This window comes from Brevibacterium siliguriense (genome assembly GCF_900105315.1).
Lineage (GTDB): Bacteria > Actinomycetota > Actinomycetes > Actinomycetales > Brevibacteriaceae > Brevibacterium > Brevibacterium siliguriense.
Genome location: NZ_LT629766.1, coordinates 2,358,246 through 2,378,050, shown reverse-complemented (window position 1 = coordinate 2,378,050; position 19,805 = coordinate 2,358,246). Strand labels below are relative to the sequence as shown.

Genomic DNA, 19,805 nt, shown 5'->3' with positions numbered 1-19,805 from the left:
CGGGGTTCGGACCGTCATTGCTTGTAGAACTCGAAGTCCGTTCCCTTGCCGAGGTCATCGATGAGTTCGAGCTTTAGGTGCATCCCATCGATCTCAGCCTTGGGGACTCCGAAGGCGAATTCATAAGTCGTTTCGCCGCCTGCGGGAACCGGGTCGGCGAAGGCCAGGGAGCCCTTGTAGTTTCCGCCGTCGAAGACGTCGTCGTATTCCGTGCTGCCGCCGTTGTTGGCGGACAGATTCGCGAGAGTCATCTCCAGGTCGGAGCTGGAGTTGTTCTTCACGGTCATCGTCACGATGGCGACCTCACCGTTGGACGACTCGGCGCCGGAGGCGGACGACGAGACGGTGCCCTCGCGGACATTAATCTGGGCGGTGACGTCGGTGCCGATCTCGACCTCGCCTGCCTGAGCAGGCGCGGCGTTGCCGCCGTCGGAGCCGCCGGAGCCCTGGCCAGGGTCCTGGCCCGCACCCTGGCTGGGGTCGGCGGGCGCGGAGGAGCTGGCCGCTTCTTCGGCTGCGTTGAAGATGAAGGCACCGAACATGACGGTCGCGACGATCGAGATGATCGCGATGACTACCGAAAGGAACCCGAGGATGATGCCGGTGATGTTGAGGCCCTTGTTGCTGGCGAGGCCCTTCTTGACGGCGGAGAGTCCGATGAAGCCGAAGATGACCGCTGCGATGCCGAAGATCGCGCCGATACCGAAGAAGAACGATCCGATGACGCCGACGATGCCGCCGATGAGGGCGAGGATGCCCCAGATGTTCTTCGAGGTGTTGCCACCGGCACCCGAGGGATACTGCCCGTAGCCGGAGTTCGGGTTGGCCGGAATGAACTGATCGGAGGATCCGTCGGCACCGACGTAGGCCGACTGCTGTCCGTACTGGTTGGCGTCGTATCCCTGCGGGTTGGCGTCGTAGGGGTTCTGCCCATACTGGTTGTCCCCGTACGGGTTCTGGTCAGGCTGGCCCTGACCGTACTGGTTCTGATTGTTCGGATCCTGGCCGTACTGGTTCTGGCCATACTGATTCTGGTCATTCGGCGCACCGTAGTTCGGCTGTGAGTCGTACTGGGGAGCCTGCTGTCCGTACTGCTGCGAACCGTCGTAGCCGCCCTGACCGTAGTTCGGCTGCGAACCATTGGGCTGGTCACTCGACGATCCGTACTGCTGACCGGGCTGCCCCGAAGCGTACTGACCGGACTGCTGACCGCCGTTCTGATCGTTGCCGTAGTTGGGGGCATTCGGCGGCTGGTTGTTCGGGTTCTGCCCGTTCGGGTTGTTGGGCGAACCGTCACCCGAACCGTACGGGTTCTGAGGAGTAGACATAGGTGCTCCGAGTCATCGTCGTTTAGTACAACACCTAGCGTACTAGCAAACCCCATTGATACCGCATGCTGACCGCGTTTCAGTCCTGGAACACGGTGAACGAAACTTACACAATCCGCATCCGCGCCATGAGTCTCCGATGTCACTGTCTAACCACACCAGTCATCGCCTCCCGCCGACGGCCTCCCCACGTATGCGCGTCATCGCTTTCCGACGCAGGAGACACGGTCGCAGCAATGATGCCGCTCGGCCGCGATCCGGCCGTTTGGTACACCTGGCTCTGAATTGCACAGCGAAGAACGTGATGATTCCAGAGGAACCCGCACCAAAACCGCCTTCCGCGGCGGCCCCACCTCTGAATCGGCGCAACGACTCAGCCGGTGTTCGATAAGCAAGCATGGACTCGGAGGCGTCAGATAGGTGTGTAAGGACTGCGTCCGATAAGTGTGTAGGAAGACTGCCCGGGAAGCGATGAGCGAACCAACTGCATCGGACCGAGTAGGGCCCAGCTTGGGGCGAAGAGCCCATATTTGAAACTGGGCTACTGACCCTGAAGCGGGCTGTAGCGAAACTGAGCTCGAGCGTGAATGCACGAAGCCCGAGTGGATCACTCGGGGCTCCTTCTGTGCGCGATACTGGGATCGAACCAGTGACCTCTTCCGTGTCAGGGAAGCGCGCTACCGCTGCGCCAATCGCGCTCTATTCATTTGTTGCACCGGAACCCGAGGGTCCCTGTGCGCGATACTGGGATCGAACCAGTGACCTCTTCCGTGTGAAGGAAGCGCGCTACCGCTGCGCCAATCGCGCTGGTCAACCGACGTTTCTGTCGGTCGTCCGAGGTGGCGACGGGATTCGAACCCGTGTATACGGCTTTGCAGGCCGCTGCCTCGCCTCTCGGCCACGCCACCGCCAAGGCAGTGCCATGACGCCTCCGAGCGGATGACGGGACTCGAACCCGCGACCCTCACCTTGGCAAGGTGATGCTCTACCAACTGAGCCACATCCGCATTTCTCGCTGCCCGGTTTCCCTGGCAACGAGATATAACTCTATACGCAGGTGGCGGCATACGCAAAATCAGGATCGGGTGATCGTGCTCACACTCTTCGATCAAGCTTTCAGGGTCACCATCTTATAGTGGTTGGGTGAATGCAGAGAGCCCGCAGACCCGCCCCAAAGGCTGGTTGTCACGCCACCACCGACAAGGTCCCCGACCGTGGCGCAAGCTGCGTCTGGGCTTCCTCCGGTGGCGCCGCACAGTGCTGGCGAATACGCACACGGCTCGCATCTATCGCAGCATCGTCGGCGGACTCGGCACGCTCATCGTGCTCATCGGCCTCGTTCTTGTTCCGCTGCCCGGTCCGGGCTGGCTCATCGTCATCATCGGCCTGTTCATCATCTCCAGTGAGTTCCGCTGGGCTCAGCGCCTTCTGCACTTCGTCCGCGTGAATGTCGAACGCTGGACGCATTGGATCATGGCGAAGCCCCTATGGGTGCGGTGGACCATCGGTGCAGCCACTGCCGCCTTCGTCGGAGTCATCGTGTGGTTCGCACTCAGACTCACGGGTCTGCCCGATTGGGTCCCGGATCTGCGCGTCCTCGATCTGCTCGGTCTGCACTGAGACGAACGGCGCCCGTCACACCCTCGATCGAGGGTGTGACGGGCGCCGTCAATGCAGTCTCGGTCGGCAGGGTTCCGTCGAACCCTGACCCGGCTCAAGACGACAGGGCTGTCAGGCGGGAGAGGCAGCGCATGTACTTCTTCTTGTATCCGCCGGCCAGCGACTCCTCCGTGAAGACCTTGTCGAGGGCCGCGCCGGAGTTGATGATATGCACATTGCGGTCGTAGAGCCGGTCGACGAGAGCGACGAAGCGCAGAGCCACACTCTCGTTGTCGATGGCGCGCACGTTCTCCCACACGGCCGCGTCGACGCCGTCGACCATCCGACCGTAGCGTGAGGGGTGGACGGTGGACAAGTGACTGAGCAGCTCGGAGAAGTCGTCACGAGCGACGACCCCGTCGAGCCGGCTCGCGGCCGAGCCGAGTTCGGACTCCGGCAGCGGATCCGCCGGAGCGGTGATCTCACGGGCACGATAGTCCTTGCCGTCGATGCGGTAGACCTCGAACTGATCGGCCAGCGCCTGAATCTCACGCAGGAAGTCCTGAGCGGCGAAGCGGCCCTCCCCCAGAGACCCGGGCAGAGTGTTGGACGTCGCTATGATCTTCACTCCCGCGTCGGTGAGTTCACGCATCAGCCGGGACATGAGCACGGTGTCGCCGGGGTCGTCGAGCTCGAATTCGTCGACGCAGACGAGCTTCATCTTCGACAGGTCATCGCGGGCCCGTGCGAAGCCCAGAGCTCCGACGAGGTTCGTGTATTCGACGAAGGTGCCGAAGGTCGCCGGCTTCTCGTTGGCGTGCCAGGCCGATGCCAGCAGGTGCGTCTTGCCGACACCGTAGCCGCCGTCGAGGTAGACACCCTTGGCACCGGACTTGCCCTTCGAGAACAGCTTGCCGAAGAATCCTGGGCTCGTGGAGCGTTGAGTGAATTCCCGCAGCTTGTTCCGCGCGTCTTCCTGCGAAGGTTCGGCGGGGTCGGTGCGGTAGCTGTCGAATGACACATCCTGGAACTGAGGCGGCGGCACCAGTCCTGCGATGAGCTCTTCGGGGGCAACCTGTGGGGATCGGTCGCTCAGTGCGACCAGAGTCTGCTCGGCATTCACTCGGCCTAGTCTAAGGCAGGCCAGAGCGCCCGGTTCAACTCCGCCCAGGTGATGTGGCGGCCGTCACACAGACCCCACAGAAGCGGGGAACTCAGTTGCTCAGTTGTTGAAGTCGAAGCCGAGGCGGCCGAGCTGCTTCGGATCCCGCTGCCAGTCCTTGGCCACCTTGACATGCAGGTCCAGATAGACCTTCGTGCCGAGGAGCCGTTCGATGCCCTGCCGGGATTCCGAGCCGATGGCCTTGAGTCGGCTGCCGCCTTTGCCGATGATGATGGCCTTTTGGCTGGGACGTTCGACAAAGAGGTTGACGTGGACATTCCACAGCGGATTGTCCTCGCTGCGCCCTTCACGAGGGTACATCTCCTCGACCTGAACAGCCAGCGAATGGGGCAGCTCGTCCCGCACACCTTCGAGGGCCGCTTCGCGGACGAGCTCGGCGATCATCTTCTCCTCGGGCTCATCCGTGAGGTCGCCGTCGGGGTAGAGCGGAGGAGATTTCGGCAGATGCGCCGCGAGCACCGAATCAACGGTGTCGACTTGGAAGTCCTCGACTGCGGAGACGGGGACGACATCGGCGAAGTCGGCGAGTTCGCCGACGGCCAGCAGCGCCTCGGCGATCTTATCCTTGGGCACCCGGTCGACCTTCGTCACGAGCGCCACGATCGGGGTCCGCCCGTCCAGCAGCTCCAGCTGGGAAGCGATATAGCGGTCGCCGGGACCGATCGGCTCATCGGCCGGCAAGCAGAAGCCGATGACGTCGACTTCGCCCAGCGTGGACGCTACGAGATCGTTGAGCCGTGAACCGAGCAGGGTACGCGGTTTGTGCAGTCCGGGGGTGTCGACGAGGATCAGCTGGTGGTCGTCCTTGTGGACGATTCCGCGGATCGTGTGCCGCGTCGTCTGAGGTTTGGCCGAGGTGATCGCGACCTTCTCCCCCACCAGCGCGTTCGTCAGCGTCGATTTGCCCGTATTGGGGCGTCCCACGAAGCAGGCGAATCCGGCCCGGTAGTCCTCGGGGTAGTCCGTGCGAAATTCCATCTCAGTCCTCTTCCTTCGTCCCCGAACCATCGGCTGCGGCGAACTGCGCGTCGTCTCTGCTGTCCTCGTGGGTGCGGGTGACCCGCACGTGGGTGATCCGGTGGCGGCGGCCCTGCCCCTCCATGGCTTCGATCTCGAGCCCTTCGATCTCGGCGTGCGAACCGTCGATGGGCACCCGGTCGATGAGCTTCGAGAGCAGCCCGCCGACACTGTTGACGTCATCCTCGTCGATGCGCACATCGAAGTATTCGGCGAAGTCGGAGATCGACATGCGGGTGCTGATGATGAACGATCCGTCGTCGGCGGCGACGAGTTCGTCATCGCCGTTGTCGTATTCGTCTTCGATCTCGCCGACGATCTCCTCGACGATGTCCTCGATGGTCACGAGCCCGGCGGTGCCGCCGTATTCGTCGACGAGGATCGCCAGGTGCGTCGAGTCCAGCTGCATCTGCCGCAGCAGATCGTCGGCCGGCTTCGTCTCCGGAACGAACAGGACGGTGCGGGCCAGATTGCCCACGGGACGGTCGGCCTCCTCGGGGTGGAGGTGGAGGCGACGTGCGACGTCCTTGAGGTAGGCCACGCCGCGGACGTCGTCGAGGTCCTCGCCGCAGACGGGGATCCGGGAGAAGCCGGAGCGGAAGAACAGATTCATCGCCTTCTGCATGCTGACATCCGCGTCGACGGTCACGAGGTCGGTGCGCGGGACCATGACCTCGTTCGCCGAAGTGTCGGAGAGATTGAACACCGACTGGATCATCTCGCGTTCGCCGTCTTCGATGATATCGGATTCGCTGGCGCGTTCGACGAGGTCACGCAACTGTTCGGAGGTCACGAACGGACCGTCCTTGTACACCTTGTCCGGAGTCAGCAGATTCCCGAGCACGACGAGGATGCGGGTCAGCGGTTTGAGCGCGACGAGGACGATGCGCACGACCCAGCTGAGGTTGAGGCTCACGGCCAGGGACCGACGTTTGCCGATCGTGCGCGGGGAGACTCCGGTGATGATGAAGACCGCCACCGAGGCGGTGAGCACCGTGAGGAAGACCATGAGCGGGCCCACGGAATAGTAAGAGTCGTAGGCCAGGGCGATGAAGACCGTGGCGAGGGCTTCGAGAAAGTTGCGGACGAAGATGATGACGTTGATGTTCGTCGGCAGGTCCGCGAGGATCCTCTCCACGCGCACGGCCGCCCTCTTGCCGTCCTCCTTCGCTTCCTCGACCGCATGATGGGAGACGTTGAGCAGCGCAGCATCCACTGCAGACAGCGTAGCCGCGATGATCAGACACAGTGCCGCGCCGAGGAAGAACATGAACACGATCAGACCTCGGTGGGCGTGGGGATGTCGGTGCGACCGTCGTAGCGGGCCGCGAAGAAGGTCAGCAGCAGATGCCGCTGGAGGGCGAACATCTCCTCGCGCTCTTCGGGCTCACCGTGGTCGTAGCCGAGCAGGTGGAGGAATCCGTGGACGGTGAGCAGCAGGATCTCGTCCATCGTCGAATGGCCGGCTGCCGCGGCCTGAGCTTCGGCGACGTCGGGGCAGATGATGATATCGCCCATCTGGCCTTCGGTCGGCTTGTCCGGCTCACCGCGGTGGAGCTGATCCATGGGAAAGGACATGACGTCGGTCGGACCTTCGAGGTCCATCCAGGTCACGTGGAGTTCGGACATGGCCGCCGAATCGACCATGGTCACGGCCAGCTCCGCACCGGGATGCATGTGCAGGGCTTCGCCTAAGTATTCGGTCAGGGCCACGACTTCGTCGAGGTCCACCTCGGCGTCGGTCTCGTTGAGGATCTCGGTGTTCACTCGGCACTCCCCCACAGGTCGTAGGCTTCGACGATCTTCGTCACCAGCGAATGCCGGACGACGTCCTTGCTGCCCAGTTCGCAGAACTGCAGGTCATCGATTCCGTCGAGGATGTCGCGGACGACCTTGAGTCCGCTGCGGGTCTTACCCGGCAGGTCGATCTGGGAGATGTCTCCGGTGACGACCATCCGGGATCCGAAGCCGAGGCGAGTGAGGAACATCTTCATCTGCTCGGCCGTCGTGTTCTGGGCTTCGTCGAGGATGATGAACGCGTCGTTGAGGGTCCGCCCGCGCATATAGGCCAAGGGAGCGACCTCGATCGTGCCGGTCTCGATGAGCAGAGGGATTGACTCGGGGTCGACCATATCGTGCAGTGCGTCATAGAGCGGACGCACATAGGGGTCGATCTTGTCGTTGAGCGTGCCCGGCAGATACCCCAGGGACTCTCCGGCTTCGACGGCCGGCCGGGTGAGGATGATCCGCGAGACCTCTTTGTGCTGAAGGGCGTTGACGGCCATGGCCATCGCCAGGTACGTCTTGCCGGTGCCGGCCGGGCCGATGCCGAAGGTGATCGTATGGTTGCGGATGGCCTTGACGTAGTCGTGCTGGCCCATCGTCTTCGGACGGATCGACTTTCCCCTGGTGGAGAGGATGTTCGTGCCCAACACCGCCGAGGCGGCCGCCCCTTCGGATGAGAATGTCGTGACCCGGTCGATCGTCTCTTCGTTGATGCGATGGCCAGCCGTGTGGAGCTTCTTGAGTTCACCGATGACGCTGACGAACGCTTCGACGCGCTTGGGTTCGCCGGTGACCTGGACCTGGTTCGCCCGGACGTGGATGTCGAGGTCGTCGAAAGTCTTCTCCAGGGCGCGCAGGTTCGATTCCCCGGGACCGAAGAAAGCGACGAGGTCGATGGAGTCGGGGATGACCAGCCGCACGGTGTCGCTTTCGGCACCGCGCATGTCCGCCACGGCATCGTTGACTGCGGCGCCGTCACCGGTTGCGGTGGTGTCCGAGTCGGAGTGGTTCATGGGGTTCGAGTTCGATGGGGTGATGTCCAGAATGTTCCTTTGCAAGTGGGCGCACCATCTGCGGCAGCGCCTGAGTGTGCTTTCATCCTAGTCCGATGCCTCACCAACGGCCCAATGAATTCTGGGCGAGGACGAGCCCGGCCGGTCCGGCCGATGACGAGCGCAGAATCGTCGGTCCCAGCAGCACCGGAGTCGCCCCTCGACCGGTCAGGGCCTCGAGTTCGCCGTCGCTGATGCCGCCCTCGGGGCCGACGACGAAGACGATGCGCTCCGGCAGGTCCGAGGAACCGTCCGCGGTCAGGTCCGCCAGTGCGTCGGAGAGCCTGTGCTGGGAGGTCTCGTGGAGGACGAAGACCGCATCGGCCTCGTCGAAGGATTTGGCCAAGGAGGCTCCGCGGACGAGTTCGCGCAGCACCGGGAACCGTGAGCGTCTGGCCTGCAGGGAGGCCGCACCGAGGAGGTTCTCCCATTTCGCGGCCAACTTCTCCCGCTTCTTCGCCGGCCAGTCGGCGATCGAGCGTTCGGCGGCCCAGGGAATGACTTCGTCGACGCCGATCTCCGTAGCCGTTTCGATGGCCTGCAGATCCCGGTCGCCCTTTGCCAGGGCTTGCACAAGGACGAGGCGTGGGCCCGTGGGCTCCTCGTTCGTCACCGCGGTGACGTCGATCGTCAGCTCATTCGCCGAGGCGGCCGTGACGGTTCCGCGCGCACGTGTGCCGTCACCGTCGACGATTTCGATCTCCTCACCGGGACCGATCCGACGCACCCGCACCGCGTGCCCGGCCACGTCCTCACCGAGGGTGAGGACGGAACCGACGACCGCCTCGGCGGCGGTGGCGGAGCGGAAGACGGGAAGACTCACCGACCGGCGAACCTCTCACGCATGCGGGAGAACATTCCGCGGTTCTCGGTCGAGATCTGGGCGCGCGGTGTCTCTTCTCCGCGCAGTTCGGCGAGCTTTTCGAGCAGTTCGCGCTGTTCGTCGTCGAGCTTGTCCGGGGTGAGGACGTCGACGGTGATGAGCAGGTCGCCACGGGTCTCCGAACGCAGGCGGGTGGCGCCGAGCCCAGGGAGCTTGACCACGGTGCCGGACTGGGTGCCGGCGGCGATGGAGAGGTCCTGGGTGCCGTCGAATGTATCGAACGGGATGGTCGCGCCCAAGGTCGCGGCGGTCATCGGCACGGAGACCGCGGCACGGAGGTTGTCGCCGTCGCGCTGGAAGACTTCGTGGCGGGTGACCATGACCTCGACGAAGAGGTCGCCGGCAGGTCCGCCGCCGGGGCCGACCTCTCCTTGGCTGCTCAGTTGGATCCGGGTGCCGTCGGAGACCCCGGCGGGAATGCGGATCTTCATGGTCCGCTGCTTGCGCACGCGTCCGTCGCCCTGGCAGTTGAGGCAGGGATTCGGGATGACGGTGCCGAAGCCGTGGCAGGAGTTGCAGGTCTGATTCGTGACCATCTGGCCGAGCAGGGTCCGGGTCATGCGCTGGACGCTGCCGGCTCCGTGGCACAGCGAGCAGGTCTCGATCTTCGTGCCCTCCTGCGTGCCGGCACCCGAGCAGGTGTCGCAGACGACCGCAGTGGTCACGTCGAGGTCGACGTTGCCGCCGAAGGCCGCGGTCTTCAGGTCGATGTTGACGCCGACGAGGGCATCCTTGCCGCGCTGTGTGCGCGGAATCGGGCCGCCGGCCTGTCCGCCGCCACCGCCGAAGAAGGTCTCGAAGATGTCGCCGAAGCCGCCGAAGCCGCCGCCGGCGGGGAAGCCCTGACCGTTCTCGCCGCCGCCCATATCGTAGTTGCGGCGCTTCTCCGGATCGGAGAGCACATCATAGGCCAGTGAGATTGCTTTGAATTCGTCTTCGTGACCGGGATTGACGTCCGGGTGGTACTTGCGTGCAAGCTTCCGGTACGACGACTTGATCTCAGCCGCGGAAGCGTCCTTGGACACTCCGAGTGTTTCATAGTGATCGGCCACAGAAACTTCTCTCTCCCTGACGTAGTGGTCTTCTCTGTTCGTGGTGGTGGCTGCGCTGGTCCGCGATGCTCACCGGTGGTGTGGTGTCCGGTTGCGGGCGCCCCTGGTCGTCATGTTCACGGTCCTACCCTCGGTCGAGGATCGAGGACACGTATTTGGCGACGGCGCGGACTGCCGAGATCGTCGTCGGGTAGTCCATTCGGGTCGGGCCGAGCACTGCCAGTCTGGCCGACGAACCCGCGTCATGACCATATTCGGCGGCGACGACGGAAGTCGAGCTGAAAGATTCGTGAGTATTCTCACGCCCGATGCGCACGCTGATCCCCTCATGGTCTTCGGCCATCGAGGTGAGCAGCTTGAGCAGGACCACCTGCTCTTCGAAAGCTTCGAGGATCGGGGCCATCTTCTCACCGAATTCGCTTCCGGAGCGGGCGAGATTCGCGGTCCCTGCCATGATGATGCGCTCTTCACGGGTGGCGGCGACGAGGTCGACGACGGCGGCCCTGGTCTGTGTCAGACCTGAGTCGTCACGGACTGTCGGCTCACTGGGTTCGGGGGCGACCGCCTCGGCGGTGGGGCTCGACCCGAATACCTGCGCGAGCGTGCGCCCGGCGAATTCGGCGTTGATCTGGTCGCGCAGGCCGCGGACGGCGTCTTCTTCGAGCGGGGTCGGAGTGATGACGGACTTCTGTTCGACCTGACCGGCGTCGGTGATGAGGACGACGAGTATCCGGCCGGGGCCGAGGCCGACGATCTCGATGTGCTTGATGCGCGCCCGCGACACCGTGGGGTATTGGATGAGCGCGACCTGTCGGGTGAGGCCCGAGAGGACGCGGACGGTGCGGTCGAGCATCTCGTCGAGGTCGACATCACCGTCGATGAGCTGGAAGATCGCGCGGCGTTCGGCGGTGGTCAGCGGTTTGAACTCGTCGATGCGGTCGACGAACATCCGGTATCCGAGGTCGGTGGGGATCCGGCCGGCCGAGGTGTGGGGTTGGGCGATGTAGCCATCTTGTTCGAGCTGGGCCATGTCGTTGCGGATCGTGGCCGGAGAGACGCCGAGGGTGTGGCGCTGGACGATCGCCTTCGATCCCACGGGTTCGTTGGTGGCGACGAAGTCCTCGACGATGGCGCGCAGCACCTGTGCACGTCTGCTGTCGTTCATCGCGGGCCTCCTCTCCGTCTGCCGGGGCCGGCCCGTACTCGACGATCCGACCATGGGTGCAGTGCCCGTGTTTGGCACTCCTTGAGTCTGAGTGCCAATTCTACGCTTCTCGATCACGGAATTCATTTCTGGGGGTGGCCTGCGGGTCTGCGCGCCTGCGGGTCCGTCCTTGATTATGGTGGGTGCCCGTGAATGCTTTTGATCGCTATGGCCCCGATGTGCTCTCCGGTTCCTCACCCTCGTCGCACCGCCCGAAGAAGTCCCGCCAAGTCGAACTCGGCCTGGGCATGGTTCTCGAGGATGCGATGAGCGGCTATGTCGGAGCTGTCGTCGGCGCGGAGAAGACTGCGGCCGGTGTCGTCGTCAAACTCGAGGACCGCGTCGGCAAGGTGCGCGCCTTTCCGCTGGGACCGGGCTTCCTCCTCGAGGGGCAGCCCGTCGATGTGCAGCTGCCGAAGAGGAAACCGCAGCAGCCCGGGCGGACGGCTTCGGGCTCACGTGCCGTGGTCGGGGCGAAGGCTCGGGTGGCTCGCGGTTCGCGGATCTGGGTCGAGGGCAAGCACGATGCCGAACTCGTCGAGAAGATCTGGGGCGATGATCTGCGCATCGAAGGCGTCGTCGTCGAACCATTGGGCGGTCTCGATGATGTCGCCGACAAGCTCGAGGCCTTCGGACCTGATCGGGATCATCGGGTCGGTGTCCTCGCCGACCATCTGGTGAGCGGGACGAAGGAATCGAAGATCGCCGAGGCGGTCCGTGCCGATCCCCGCTACCGTGATGTCGTCCACATCATCGGTCACCCCTACATCGATATCTGGCAGGCGGTGAAGCCCCATGTCGTCGGCATCCGCGATTGGCCGGTCGTTCCCCGCGGGGAGGATTGGAAGACGGGAATCCTCCGTCGCATCGGGTGGCCGCATGCCGACCATCGAGATGTCGCTCGCGGGTGGGTGCGCATCCTCGGGAAGGTCAGCACCATCGCCGATGTCGAACCGACGCTGTCGGGTCGGGTCGAGGAGCTCATCGACTTCGTCACCGTCGGCTGAGTTCCTCCGGTGGCTGGACGTCGTCGACGTGTGCCGAAACTGTCACAGGAGTGAGGCTTTCCCGACATCCCCGGGACACGTCGCTCGGATAGGGTGAATGACAAGAGTTCTCGAAAGGATCCCCATGTCGTTCAACCCCAACCAGCCCGGCAGCCGACCGATGCCGCCGAACTACTCTCAGGCTTCCGGTCCGCAGCAACCTTACGCGCCGCAGAATCAGCAGTACTCTCAGCCGCAGACGCACCGTGGCCAGCCGGGTTACGGCTCTCAACAGGCCTACGGTGCTCAGTCGACCCCCAGCGGTCAGCCAGGATACGGCCCGCAGCCAGGATACGGCCCGCAACCCGGCTACGGTATGCCGCAGATGCACAATCCTGCGATGTTCGACTCCCGCGCTCTGCCCGAGCATGCCTACGGACCCGGCTCCGAGCAGTTCTGGATGGCGCACAAGCCGGACCGGACCACGGCTCTGTGGACCCACCTCGGCTCTCTCATCTTCGGCTTCATGCCGCTCATCATGTTCATAGTGAAGAAGGACGAATCACCCTTCGTCCGCGAGCATTCGCGTCAGGGTCTCAATGCGCTGATCACGAACACGATCGTCACTTTCGCGGCCCTCTTCGTCTTCGGCATTCTCGGTTTCATGCTGGCACTGGTGACATTCGGGATCGGCATACTCATCATGTATGCAGCACTCATCGTTCCGCTCGTCTACGTCGTCATCTACATCATCGCCGCCGTCGCAGCGAACAGGGGCGAGGGTTATAAGTTCCCGCTCACCATCAACTTCGTGAAGTGAACTTTCCTCTTCACCCCGCGCACTCTGAGTTAGTGTGGAGTGATCGCACACTCTGAAGGGACTCTCATGTCGGACAACCCGCAGCAGCCGAACAATGGACAGTCGCAGCCGATGCCTCCGAACTATTCGCCGCAGTCGGGCTCGCAGCAGCCGTACACTCAGCAGCCGCCGCAGGGCAGTCAGCCTCAGTACGGCTCACCGCAGCAGAACCCGCAACAGGGGTCGCAGCCGGGCTACGGCTCTCAGCCCCAGACCGGATACGGCTCACAGCCGCAGAACCCGGCATATGGACCTCGGCCGCAGAATCCTCAGCAGGGTTCCCAACTGGGCTACGGCTCGCAGCAGGCCTATGGCAGTCAGCCCGGCTACGGCTCGCAGCAGGCCTACGGTGCTCCGCAGGGATATGGAATGAATCCGACAGGGAATCCCGGTTCATTCAATTCCCAGGGGCTGCCGCCCCAGGCTTTCGGCCAGGGTTCGGCTGGATTCTGGCAGCCGAACCCGTCAGAACGCTCCACCTCGGTGTGGACACAGATCGGCGCCATATTCACCGCTTGGATCGTGCCGCTCATCATCTTCCTCGTGAAGAAGGATGAGTCGCCCTTCATCCGCGAACAGGCACGTCAGTCGCTGAACTTCCAGCTGACCCTCATCATCGCCTATATCGTCGCCGACATCCTCGCCGTCATCACCTTCGGCATCGGCGGAATCCTCTTCTTGGTCATCTGGGTCGTTGCCCTGGTGTTCATGATCATGGCCGCTGTTGCCGCCAATAAAGGTGAGGTGTACAAAGTTCCGATCAGCATCCAGTTCATCAAGTGAATCGAGAAGGGTGAACTCGACCGGGGTCGACTCAACGCCTCACGACCAGTCAGCGCCTCCGGGCCGTTCCCGTCTTTTGGGAGCGGCCCGGTTCCGTCTCTGCTGTTCAAACCACGCCGAAGAGCGCGGGAGGAAGGCGAACACGACACTCAGAATGCCCAGGAGTTCGAATCCGCTGATGAGCAGAGGACTCAGAGGCGTGATGACGAAGAGACCCAGTGCCAGATACGCCAGTGCCACCCACCGTGCGCGACCGGTGCCGACGAGCATCCGCCAGGCATACGCCGCGAAGCCGATCATCACGACCACTCCGGCCACCCCTCCGACGACGAGGATGACGCGAGCAAGCAACTCGGTGATGTCCCCGGCGACCGAGACACCTGCCACCTCGGTCGAGTCACCGATCCTGTTCAGGACCCATCCGAGCACCCGCAGGACCCGTCCGCCGGTGAATGCCGCAACGATCAGTGCCAACAGAACGAAGAACGGAGCCACAGCCCCGAGAACAGCCGCAACGACGACCTCCCAGGGACGGTGAGAAACGCTCTCATCGACGGCGGGGACCGCTGGCACTCTCCCGGCCATCATCGCTTCACGTGCAGCGGCCGCAGCGGCGAATCTCTGTTCGTTCGGCCCACGATATGCCGGCTGAGCACGGTATCCCGGCCGAGGTCCAGGTACTGAGCTCTGCCGCCAGTGCTCTTCGGGCCCATCACAGTCAGGAGAACTCATCGTCATCCCTTCCGCGTCCGCACGATCGCCCTCGCCCACCTTGACACTACCGGTGTGATCGCGAGCGCGGAAGACCTGTGCCGGAAGTCGACTCAGATGTATTCGGTGAGGATGCGCACCATATAGTCGGCCATGAGGCGTCCCTGCAGAGTCGGCTGGAACCAGCCGTCCTCCGCACCGTCGGCGTCGAGCAGTCCCTGCTTGATGAACGTCCTGATCGCCTGCTCGCTGCCCGGAGCCAGAGTATCCAGACGCAGCTCCCGGTCGATCCGAGCGGCGAGCATGATCCGTTCGATCTCCCGGGTCTGGTCGTCGAGGACCTCACGTCCGATCGACGGGGACTCCCCCGCCGCCAACCTGTCCGCCCAGGCACGGGGGTGTTTGGCGTTCCAGAACCGGACTCCCCCGACGTGGGAGTGTGCGCCGGGTCCGAAACCCCACCAGTCGGCATTGCGCCAATAGGCCATATTGTGCTCACAGCGCGTATCGGCACCGGTCGACCAATTGCTCACTTCGTACCAGTGCAGGCTCGCAGCGGCGATAGCGGCGTCGGCGATCTCGTACTTGTCGGCCAGGTCGTCCTCATCGGGCATCGGCAGTTCGCCGCGGCGGACCATCGCGCCCATCTTCGTTCCCGGCTCGACGATGAGGGAATAGGCCGAGATGTGGTCGACCTCGTTGGACAGTGCCACGTCGAGAGAGCGTCGCCAATCGTCGATCGACTCCCCCGGAGTGCCGTAGATGAGGTCGAGGCTGAGCTCGAGACCGGCGTCCTTGACCCAGCGAGCCACCTCGGGGACCTTCTCCGGATCGTGAGTGCGGTCCAAGGTCGCGAGCACATGCGGCACGGCCGACTGCATGCCCATGGAGATGCGGTTGAAACCGGCTCCGGAGAGAGTCGCAATGTAGCCAGGGTCCAAGGTGTCGGGGTTGGCTTCGGTGGTGACCTCGACGTTCTCGGCCAGGGGGAAACAGGCACGGATATCGTCCATCACCCCGGCGAGCACCTCCGCGGCGAGCATCGTCGGTGTGCCCCCGCCGAAGAAGATCGTCGAGACCTCACGGTCGCCCGCTCCCGCCTCGGCGAGGGTGGACACCGACAGATCGAGCTCACGGGCGAGATTGCCGCGGTAGTCCTCACGGGAGGCACCCGGTCCGAGGTCATCAGCGGTGTAGGTGTTGAAGTCGCAGTAGCCGCAGCGGACCCGGCAGTACGGGACGTGGACGTAGAGACTCAGACCCCGCTCGGCGGAGCCGATCCCCGCCGAAGTCGGCAGGGAACCGTCGCGCGGAGGGACCTCACCGGTCGGTTGTGCGGGCACTTACTTCTTGCTGTCCTTCGTCTCCGGCTCATCGGAGGACAGGGCCGCGATGAACGCCTCCTGCGGAACCTCCACGGTGCCGACCATCTTCATCCGCTTCTTGCCTTCCTTCTGCTTCTCGAGCAGCTTGCGCTTACGGCTGATGTCACCGCCGTAGCACTTCGAAAGAACGTCCTTGCGGATGGCGCGGATGGTCTCACGGGCGATGATGCGCGAGCCGATGGCAGCTTGGATGGGCACCTCGAACTGCTGGCGCGGGATGAGCTTGCGCAGCTTCCCGGCCATCGCCACCCCGTAGGAATAGGCGTTGTCGCGGTGGACGATCGCGGAGAACGCATCGACCTGGTCGCCGTGCAGCAGGATGTCGACCTTGACGAGGTCGGAGGCGTCCTGGCCGTCATCGGAGTAGTCGAGGGAGGCGTAGCCCTTCGTCCGGGACTTCAGCTGGTCGAAGAAGTCGAAGACGATCTCGGCCAGTGGCAGACGGTAGCGGATCTCCACGCGGTCCGAGGACAGGTAGTCCATGCCCTGGAGTTTGCCGCGGCGGTCCTGGCACAGCTCCATGACAGCGCCGATGAAGTCGCTGGGGGTGAGGATGGTCGCCTGAACCATCGGTTCGCGGACTTCCTTGATCTTGCCCGTCGGGTATTCACTCGGGTTCGTCACCACGGCCTCCGAACCGTCTTCCATGGTCACGTCGTAGATCACGGAGGGGGCGGTGGAGATGAGGTCGAGGTCGAATTCGCGTTCCAGCCGGTCACGCAGCACTTCGAGGTGGAGGAGTCCGAGGAATCCGCAGCGGAAGCCGAAGCCCAGAGCCGTCGAGGTCTCGGGTTCGTAGGTCAGGGAGGCGTCATTGAGTTTGAGCTTGTCGAGGGCATCACGCAGCACCGGGTAATCGGAGCCGTCGATCGGGAAGAGTCCGGAGAACACCATCGGTTTGGGTTCGCGGTAGCCGCCGAGTGCGTCTGTCGCGGGTGTCGCGGCTGAGGTGACGGTGTCGCCGACCTTCGACAGTCGCACGTCCTTGACTCCGGTGATGAGGTAACCGACCTCGCCGACGCCCAGACCCTTCGTCGCCTTGGGTTCGGGCATGGAGGCACCGATTTCCAGCAGCTCATGAGTGGTGCCGGTCGACATCATCTCGATCTTCTCGCGCGGGGCCAGAGAACCGTCGATGACGCGGATATAGGTGACCACACCGCGGTAGGTGTCGTAGACGGAGTCGAAGATCATCGCGCGCGCCGGGGCGTCGGCGTCGCCGACGGGTGCGGGGATATCGGTGATGATCCGGTCGAGGACCTCCTCGACGCCTTCGCCCGTCTTGCCGGACACGAGCAGGCAGTCCTCGGGTTCGCAGCCGATGAGGTTCGCGAGCTCTTCCGCGTACTTCTCCGGCTGCGCGGCGGGCAGGTCGATCTTGTTGAGCACGGGGATGATCGTCAGGTCGTTCTCCATGGCCAGGTACAGGTTGGCCAGCGTCTGGGCTTCGATGCCCTGAGCGGAGTCGACGAGCAGCAGTGCGCCTTCACAGGCGGCCAGCGACCGCGAGACCTCGTAGCTGAAGTCGACGTGGCCGGGAGTGTCGATCATATTGAGTGCGTACGGAGTCTGCTCGTGTTCCCACGGCATGCGCACGGCCTGGGATTTGATGGTGATCCCGCGTTCGCGTTCGATGTCCATCCGGTCGAGGTACTGGGCCCGCATATCGCGGTTCTCGACGACGCCGGTCATCTGGAGCATACGGTCGGCCAGGGTCGATTTGCCGTGGTCGATATGAGCGATGATGCAGAAATTGCGAATCAGCTCGGGTGAGGTGGCAGACGGTGAGATCCGCTTTGCAGCTTCCTTATTCACCTGAGGTGACATGAACGCCCTTCCTTTGACAGACCAGGTCCCCGGACAGACCAGATCTCCCATTGTTCCATGACTTGCGCACGGACCTGGAATCCACAGGCGTGTGCGGGCTGGTCGGACGCGTCTTGCGCGATTCGACCGCGCCGAAAGGCGCCGACCCCTGCACCGAACGCCGGCGATCGGGGAAGATGGTGGCATGAGCGAGTTCCGGGTCATGAGCTTCAATCTCCGCTATCCCGCCATGGACGGTCACCCGGTGGCTGAGCGGCTGCCGATCGCCGCCGAGCTCATCCGGCGTGCCCATCCCCACCTCATCGGCACCCAGGAGGGCGAGCTCGACCAGCTCGAGACGCTCATCGGTCTGCTGCCTGAGGAGTACATCTGGCTCGGAGAGGGGCATTCCGGCGGCAATTCCGGCGAGTTCACGGCCGTGATCCTCGATTCAATGCGCTTCGAAGTCGAAGCCGTCGACATCAGCTGGCTGTCCGAACAGCCAGAGACCGTGGCCTCGGAATCGTGGGGAGTCTCCCATGCGCGCACCCTGACGACCGTCGACGTCCGCGACCTCACATCCGACCAGCGGCTGCGCATGCTCAATACCCACCTCGATCACAAATCCGAGCGCGCACGGCTAGAATCAGGTCGGATCATGGCCGAGACCATCGCCGAGGCGGCCCACCCCTGCGTGGTCACCGGCGACTTCAATGTCGCCACCGGTTCCCCGGTCTACGACTTCTTCTGCACCGAGCTCGGTCTCACCGACACCGCCGCTGAGGTGCCCGGCGAGGGCATCGGCACCTTCCACCGCTACAAAGGCCCGAAAGCGGGTGAGCCGCGCATCGACTGGATCCTCACCACCCCGGGCCTGCGCACGCTGTCCACTCGCATCGACACGTTCGATATCGACGGGAAGTATCCTTCCGACCACTTCCCCGTCGAGGCAGTCCTCGACTTCACCTGACTGCACCGGCTCGCACGTCTGCGTCGGTTCGTCGATCTGCGCGGTGTGGGACGGCCGACTCGTTTAGGCTGGACGTATGAATTGGAAATCACTGGTCAATCGGGCCGCCAGAATCGGAGTCCGTGAGGGGCTGCGCTACCTGCGTGAGTCGCAGTCGAAGAAGAAACCCGGAGGCTCATCGCAGGCCACGGACGCCCGCCGGCGGGATTCGGCACGGTCGGGCGATGGCGGTGCCGCCTCGGCGGGTTCTGCTGAGCATGCCGGCTCAGGCGGTACGGGGACGTATCCCGGTGATTTCACGGGGTCGATCAAGGTCAGCTACTCCCCCGATCTCGACGGCGATGCCGATCCGGGCGAAGTCGTCTGGGGGTGGATCCCCTTCGAAGAGGACTACTCGCAGGGCAAGGATCGGCCGTCGCTGGTCGTCGGCCGTGACGCCAGGTGGGTGCTCGCTCTCATGCTCACGAGCAAGGATCACATCCCCGGCGCCGTCGGCGAGGTCCGCGAGGACCGGCATGCCAAGTGGATGAACATCGGCACCGGCGACTGGGATTCGCAGGGACGGCCCTCTGAGCTGCGCCTCGATCGGATCATCCGACTCGATCCCGATTCGATCCGCAGGGAAGGCGCGATCATGCCCCGTGACGTGTTCGATCGGGTGGCCGAGCACATCTCCGGCTGAGACCCGATTGGTTCCGGGCTGACCGGTCGGACCGAGCCCTTGCGTTCCCGCGCAACTGGGCCACGCAGGGATTTCCAGCCCGGGACCCGAGGCTGTATCATTGGTGATTGTGTCTTCATCAAGGCGTGTGTCTCGCCTAGGTCGGGTGAAGATGCCATCGGATTCGATGTCGTCGATGTGTTTCCCCGCGGAGATGATCATGTCGGTTCGATGCGCCCTCACGACCGTGTACCACTAACACGAAAGAGTGTTGAAATTGGCTAATATCAAGTCCCAGATCAAGCGGAACAAGACCAACGAGAAGGCTCGTCAGCGCAACAAGGCTGTCCGGTCCGAGGTTCGGTCCTACGTCCGCGTCGTTCGCGAGAACATTGCTGCCGGCAACAAGGAAGAGGCACAGCAGGCTTATGCTGTGGCTGCCCGCAAGCTCGACAAGGCTGTTTCGAAGGGTGTTCTGCACAAGAACAACGCTGCGAACCGCAAGTCGCGCCTGGCCACGCAGATCAACGCTCTCTGAGTC

Annotated in this window: 19 protein-coding genes and 4 tRNA genes; 7 read left to right on the top strand and 16 right to left on the bottom strand. The window is 63.7% G+C overall.

The features are described 5' to 3' along the window. Positions 1-14: 14 nt before the first annotated feature. From BLU88_RS10495 to BLU88_RS10475, 5 genes are all read right to left on the bottom strand, one after another. Positions 15-1,328, bottom strand: coding sequence for a DUF4190 domain-containing protein (locus tag BLU88_RS10495; RefSeq protein ID WP_092013401.1), 1,314 nt, complete (start codon positions 1,326-1,328; stop codon positions 15-17). Positions 1,329-1,954: 626 nt separating this feature from the next. Further along, positions 1,955-2,026: transfer RNA gene (locus BLU88_RS10490), tRNA-Val, on the bottom strand. A gap of 37 nt (positions 2,027-2,063) precedes the next feature. After that, positions 2,064-2,135, bottom strand: a tRNA-Val gene (locus BLU88_RS10485). A gap of 30 nt (positions 2,136-2,165) precedes the next feature. Then, positions 2,166-2,236 (bottom strand) — tRNA-Cys (locus tag BLU88_RS10480). Positions 2,237-2,262: 26 nt separating this feature from the next. Beyond that, positions 2,263-2,335, bottom strand: a tRNA-Gly gene (locus BLU88_RS10475). 136 nt (positions 2,336-2,471) lie between these two features. On the opposite strand from BLU88_RS10475, the gene BLU88_RS10470 reads away from it, so the two are divergent. Then, on the top strand, positions 2,472-2,948 hold the full coding sequence (locus BLU88_RS10470) for a PGPGW domain-containing protein (RefSeq protein ID WP_231939355.1): 477 nt from the start codon (positions 2,472-2,474) through the stop codon (positions 2,946-2,948). A 94-nt stretch (positions 2,949-3,042) separates the two neighbouring features. Here the strand turns inward: BLU88_RS10470 and zapE are convergent, their stop codons facing one another. The 8 genes from zapE to hrcA all read right to left on the bottom strand — a co-directional run bounded on the left by zapE (position 3,043) and on the right by hrcA (position 11,064). Beyond that, positions 3,043-4,050, bottom strand: coding sequence for a cell division protein ZapE (zapE, locus tag BLU88_RS10465; RefSeq protein WP_092013393.1), 1,008 nt, complete (start codon positions 4,048-4,050; stop codon positions 3,043-3,045). Between the two features lie 99 nt (positions 4,051-4,149). Then, on the bottom strand, positions 4,150-5,088 hold the full coding sequence (gene era, locus BLU88_RS10460; RefSeq protein WP_092013390.1) for a GTPase Era: 939 nt from the start codon (positions 5,086-5,088) through the stop codon (positions 4,150-4,152). Between the two features lies 1 nt (position 5,089). Continuing rightward, positions 5,090-6,397 (bottom strand): hemolysin family protein, encoded by a 1,308-nt coding sequence (locus BLU88_RS10455; RefSeq protein WP_231939729.1) that lies wholly within the window; start codon positions 6,395-6,397, stop codon positions 5,090-5,092. 8 nt (positions 6,398-6,405) lie between these two features. After that, complete coding sequence (ybeY, locus tag BLU88_RS10450; RefSeq protein ID WP_092013384.1) at positions 6,406-6,894, bottom strand: rRNA maturation RNase YbeY; 489 nt, start codon at positions 6,892-6,894, stop codon at positions 6,406-6,408. Continuing rightward, positions 6,891-7,856 carry a PhoH family protein gene (locus BLU88_RS10445; RefSeq protein ID WP_231939728.1) on the bottom strand — a complete coding sequence of 322 codons (966 nt, stop codon included), beginning with the start codon at positions 7,854-7,856 and terminating at the stop codon, positions 6,891-6,893. Before BLU88_RS10445 ends, ybeY begins: the two co-directional genes overlap by 4 nt. A 169-nt stretch (positions 7,857-8,025) precedes the next feature. Next, positions 8,026-8,787 carry a 16S rRNA (uracil(1498)-N(3))-methyltransferase gene (locus BLU88_RS10440; RefSeq protein WP_092013380.1) on the bottom strand — a complete coding sequence of 254 codons (762 nt, stop codon included), beginning with the start codon at positions 8,785-8,787 and terminating at the stop codon, positions 8,026-8,028. Next, positions 8,784-9,899: a molecular chaperone DnaJ gene (dnaJ, locus tag BLU88_RS10435; RefSeq protein WP_092013377.1), complete on the bottom strand. Its 1,116-nt coding sequence runs from the start codon at positions 9,897-9,899 to the stop codon at positions 8,784-8,786. The genes BLU88_RS10440 and dnaJ overlap by 4 nt, the downstream gene beginning before the upstream one ends. A 124-nt stretch (positions 9,900-10,023) precedes the next feature. Next, the gene (gene hrcA / locus BLU88_RS10430; protein ID WP_092013373.1) at positions 10,024-11,064 is read right to left on the bottom strand and encodes a heat-inducible transcriptional repressor HrcA; all 1,041 of its coding nucleotides are present in this window, start codon (positions 11,062-11,064) and stop codon (positions 10,024-10,026) included. A 182-nt stretch (positions 11,065-11,246) separates the two neighbouring features. Here hrcA and BLU88_RS10425 point away from each other — a divergent pair, with 182 nt between their 5' ends. The 3 genes from BLU88_RS10425 to BLU88_RS10415 all read left to right on the top strand — a co-directional run bounded on the left by BLU88_RS10425 (position 11,247) and on the right by BLU88_RS10415 (position 13,731). Next, positions 11,247-12,110: a DUF3097 family protein gene (locus tag BLU88_RS10425; RefSeq protein ID WP_092013370.1), complete on the top strand. Its 864-nt coding sequence runs from the start codon at positions 11,247-11,249 to the stop codon at positions 12,108-12,110. A 124-nt stretch (positions 12,111-12,234) separates the two neighbouring features. Next, entirely contained in the window at positions 12,235-12,909 is a 675-nt protein-coding gene (locus tag BLU88_RS10420) for a DUF4870 domain-containing protein (protein ID WP_092013367.1), read from the top strand. 66 nt (positions 12,910-12,975) lie between these two features. Beyond that, positions 12,976-13,731 (top strand): DUF4870 domain-containing protein, encoded by a 756-nt coding sequence (locus BLU88_RS10415; RefSeq protein WP_092013364.1) that lies wholly within the window; start codon positions 12,976-12,978, stop codon positions 13,729-13,731. 39 nt (positions 13,732-13,770) lie between these two features. Here BLU88_RS10415 and BLU88_RS10410 read toward each other — a convergent pair whose 3' ends face one another. The 3 genes from BLU88_RS10410 to lepA all read right to left on the bottom strand — a co-directional run bounded on the left by BLU88_RS10410 (position 13,771) and on the right by lepA (position 17,654). Next, a complete protein-coding gene (locus tag BLU88_RS10410) occupies positions 13,771-14,304 on the bottom strand; it encodes a hypothetical protein (RefSeq protein ID WP_157689079.1) in 534 nt (177 codons plus the stop codon). A 251-nt stretch (positions 14,305-14,555) separates the two neighbouring features. Continuing rightward, on the bottom strand, positions 14,556-15,785 hold the full coding sequence (gene hemW / locus BLU88_RS10405) for a radical SAM family heme chaperone HemW (protein WP_092013358.1): 1,230 nt from the start codon (positions 15,783-15,785) through the stop codon (positions 14,556-14,558). After that, positions 15,786-17,654 (bottom strand): translation elongation factor 4, encoded by a 1,869-nt coding sequence (gene lepA, locus BLU88_RS10400; protein WP_092013355.1) that lies wholly within the window; start codon positions 17,652-17,654, stop codon positions 15,786-15,788. A 184-nt stretch (positions 17,655-17,838) separates the two neighbouring features. Between lepA and BLU88_RS10395 the strand changes: the two genes are divergently transcribed. From BLU88_RS10395 to rpsT, 3 genes are all read left to right on the top strand, one after another. Beyond that, positions 17,839-18,603, top strand: coding sequence for an endonuclease/exonuclease/phosphatase family protein (locus BLU88_RS10395; protein WP_092013352.1), 765 nt, complete (start codon positions 17,839-17,841; stop codon positions 18,601-18,603). A 76-nt stretch (positions 18,604-18,679) separates the two neighbouring features. Then, positions 18,680-19,285: a type II toxin-antitoxin system PemK/MazF family toxin gene (locus BLU88_RS10390; RefSeq protein ID WP_092013349.1), complete on the top strand. Its 606-nt coding sequence runs from the start codon at positions 18,680-18,682 to the stop codon at positions 19,283-19,285. A gap of 256 nt (positions 19,286-19,541) precedes the next feature. Continuing rightward, on the top strand, positions 19,542-19,802 hold the full coding sequence (gene rpsT / locus BLU88_RS10385; protein WP_092013346.1) for a 30S ribosomal protein S20: 261 nt from the start codon (positions 19,542-19,544) through the stop codon (positions 19,800-19,802). Positions 19,803-19,805: the final 3 nt, after the last annotated feature.

Excerpts from the sequence above, each read along its gene's own strand:
- BLU88_RS10495 (WP_092013401.1), bottom strand. The coding sequence starts at position 1,328 with ATGTCTACTCCTCAGAACCCGTACGGTTCGGGTGACGGTTCGCCCAAC.
- era (WP_092013390.1), bottom strand. The coding sequence starts at position 5,088 with ATGGAATTTCGCACGGACTACCCCGAGGACTACCGGGCCGGATTCGCC.
- BLU88_RS10455 (WP_231939729.1), bottom strand. The coding sequence starts at position 6,397 with ATGTTCTTCCTCGGCGCGGCACTGTGTCTGATCATCGCGGCTACGCTG.
- BLU88_RS10445 (WP_231939728.1), bottom strand. The coding sequence starts at position 7,856 with ATGCGCGGTGCCGAAAGCGACACCGTGCGGCTGGTCATCCCCGACTCC.
- hrcA (WP_092013373.1), bottom strand. The coding sequence starts at position 11,064 with ATGAACGACAGCAGACGTGCACAGGTGCTGCGCGCCATCGTCGAGGAC.
- BLU88_RS10420 (WP_092013367.1), top strand. The coding sequence starts at position 12,235 with ATGTCGTTCAACCCCAACCAGCCCGGCAGCCGACCGATGCCGCCGAAC.
- BLU88_RS10415 (WP_092013364.1), top strand. The coding sequence starts at position 12,976 with ATGTCGGACAACCCGCAGCAGCCGAACAATGGACAGTCGCAGCCGATG.
- lepA (WP_092013355.1), bottom strand. The coding sequence starts at position 17,654 with ATGTCACCTCAGGTGAATAAGGAAGCTGCAAAGCGGATCTCACCGTCT.
- BLU88_RS10395 (WP_092013352.1), top strand. The coding sequence starts at position 17,839 with ATGAGCGAGTTCCGGGTCATGAGCTTCAATCTCCGCTATCCCGCCATG.
- BLU88_RS10390 (WP_092013349.1), top strand. The coding sequence starts at position 18,680 with ATGAATTGGAAATCACTGGTCAATCGGGCCGCCAGAATCGGAGTCCGT.